General features: G+C 42.1%; 3 protein-coding genes. 2 read left to right on the top strand and 1 reads right to left on the bottom strand.

The window, feature by feature from the left end; genetic code table 11:
* On the top strand, positions 1–525 hold a 525-nt coding region (locus tag QUA57_RS28310), incomplete at its 5' end, for a hypothetical protein (protein ID WP_333065105.1).
* A 304-nt stretch (positions 526–829) separates the two neighbouring features.
* Here QUA57_RS28310 and QUA57_RS28830 read toward each other — a convergent pair.
* Positions 830–943: a hypothetical protein gene (locus QUA57_RS28830; protein ID WP_445251945.1), complete on the bottom strand. Its 114-nt coding sequence runs from the start codon at positions 941–943 to the stop codon at positions 830–832.
* Positions 944–1,472: 529 nt separating this feature from the next.
* Here QUA57_RS28830 and QUA57_RS28305 point away from each other — a divergent pair.
* Complete coding sequence (locus tag QUA57_RS28305; RefSeq protein ID WP_333065104.1) at positions 1,473–1,610, top strand: hypothetical protein; 138 nt, start codon at positions 1,473–1,475, stop codon at positions 1,608–1,610.
* The last annotated feature ends 1,043 nt before the right edge of the window (positions 1,611–2,653 follow it).

Here is a 2,653-nt window from a genome sequence, read left to right as displayed (position 1 = left end):
AAAGCCTACGATAGCCCCACCGCTGCCTACGCGGCCACCTCCTTCAAAAACGATGGTTCCGACTACCTAGTGCGGAAAATTGAATATCAAGGGATTTCTAATGTGGTGAGTGCAGCGAGCATTGTCGGTGATTCAATTACTGACTTTCGTTCAGCTAGTGCGATCGACAACAACAAAATTAGCAATGTCAGGCAAGAGGGGATACGCTTGCAAGGTGGCCATACCGATATTGAGAACAACGATATCACCAACGCTAATATTGGTGGTGGTCTCAACAGAGGTGGTATCCCGTTACAGGATTCAAGCTTGCTTGGTGGTTCAGGGCCGACAACAGTGGATATAAGCAATTTCATCACCAACTCTTTCAATGGGGTGGCGATCGCTAATCCTAGTGTGACAGTCAAGGCCGCGCAGAACTGGTTACCTTCACCTACAGGACTGATGGGGGGTGGCACTGACCCGAATCTTATTGCTGGGGTAGGTGCTAGTTTCGTCGCCTTCAACCCATTTGCTACTTCGGTCTGATAGGACCATTTCAAGGTCGTACTCTTAGGCGCTACGCCAGTTATTCGAGTACGACCTTGAACCCTTGTAGATTGAAGGAAGTAGACTGCAATTGGCTATTAAGTGGGGGTTTTTGAGATTGTCGGTTTGTGGTAATTATTGTTGGTAAAACCCGACCATAAAATTATTGATTGGATATTATTGTTTTTTTGCGTTTACCTACTTAATCCTTAATTTGTTGATAAGCTTTCTGACACTGTTCAAAGGTTGAGGCGCCAGCTTCCCTATTCTCAAAATATAGTTGCTGGTATATTGCGCTCACAGTTTAGTAAGGCAGAGCCTGGGGTAATTGCTGGATTAATTGCAAATATTCGGTTTCAGTGCGGCTTGGTTGATAAACCATGGTTTTCGCATCATTTAACCGCTGCAAAACCGCCATGTAAAGACAGCGACAAGCTTTGCGGTATTTCCATTTTTACGGCAACTTTTTCGATAGCAATAACCACGCTGCTACCGACAAATTTTTAATTATTTTTTCGCACTTCCACCAGTTGTTTAATTCCTCTGTTTCAAATTATGAATATAAAAACGTAACCATTGCCAAATCTGCCAACTCGCCCACACTGCGAGCAATGCTAAGATTAACCAAAAGGTGGCTTTAGCGATCGATTGTTAATTTGTACGCTCAGCAGTTGGTTGCAAACTATGCTAAGACTAAATCAAATAATTTAACCAGTCTGACAAAAGTTCAACAGGATGTCGATGGAGCTTTGGATCAGGTAGCTCTGCCTTTTGGATCAATAATGTTCAGATAAGAATAATCGGATTTCCTTTCACAAGTCTGGAAGTCTCATAAATGCGAGAAATGAAATTCGTCTTAAAGCGCTAACTGAACCGTATTGCCTTTTGGATGGAGCGAACAGAACAGCTTAGAACGTGATAGGCAGGGGAATTTATTGTGATCGGCTTTGATTGCAAAATTGTTTGGTTGGATATTGAGCGACGTAGCTATTTCTATGGGGGCTGCTTTTTGGGTTGAGGCGCTCAACAATATTATTAATATTCGCAATACAGGAAAAAAACCGCCATCTTCCACAGAATCTTGAGCGGTGCAGTTGGGAGGCAAATAAACTAACTGTCATACCCTTTTAGATTTTAAATTTTAGATTTTAGAATTACGAATGACTAATGGCTATTGAGGTTTGAAGCACCGGCCTAGATTTGGATTCTTTTTTAAAAGTGGTATCACCAGTAGGATATCGGAGCTATCGGTAATTGCGCGTTTGCCAAAAGTAAGGGAAAACACGCATATAATAAATTCCGTGCGATTGCGGATGACAGTGCTGCAGAAATAGGGGAAACTGATAGATAGGTTAAATAAGAATGAGCGAAATAAACACGATCGCTAACAATTTAAGAAGCTCTGAATCCAAGGCTGTATCTACCACTAAGCTCACTTTTGGAGGACGCAATAGGTTGACTTCTTTAAGGGAAACGACTCGCGCCTCGGAATACGCAAATTCCCTATACAAAAGCTTTGTCTTCAAAGACTCTGCATCAAGGAATGTGAATATTTTGTTTCCATAATTTTGGCGGGGAATCTGACTGTATCGAGAAAATTACCTCGGCACTTCAAAAATATGCCTCTATTCTTACAACACTCCGGACAGTTTTTGGAACGAGACTACAAGCTTACGCGGCGCAAGGATCATAAATAAAGTCGAATTAAATGCAACGAGCGGGGTGGAGCTGACATTGATTTAATGATCCACAGTGGCTGCGAAGTCCTACAGAATAAGCCATTGGGTCATATAAAAACTGTCCGGACTATTGTTCTTAGAGAGATTGATAAAGTTCGCCTAACTTCTGACGGTCGCTCGAACCAACTGCAATTAGGCTCTGTTATCCTCCGTTCAGATTAGCTCGATCCATCCAAAAGTCAATTGCCAAAATTGCAGATTTATCACATACGCTTGATAAGATAACTCCGGGGTGTATCTACTAATAATGCCCTTAATGGAGTCTTCAATATGAGTTCTACATTCGCTCAAGTTAACTCACAATCTGCTTTTGAAAAAATGCCACCGCGCTGCTTAGTCTTCATTGACTCAGGCGTAAAAGATTACGAGTCAATAACAGCGGGAGTGCT

It is taken from the genome of Microcoleus sp. Pol7_B2, assembly GCF_036701035.1.
In the GTDB taxonomy this organism is placed as follows: Bacteria; Cyanobacteriota; Cyanobacteriia; order Cyanobacteriales; family Microcoleaceae; genus Microcoleus.
Note: the sequence above shows the minus strand (reverse complement) of the source record. Positions and strands in the feature narration are given on the sequence as shown.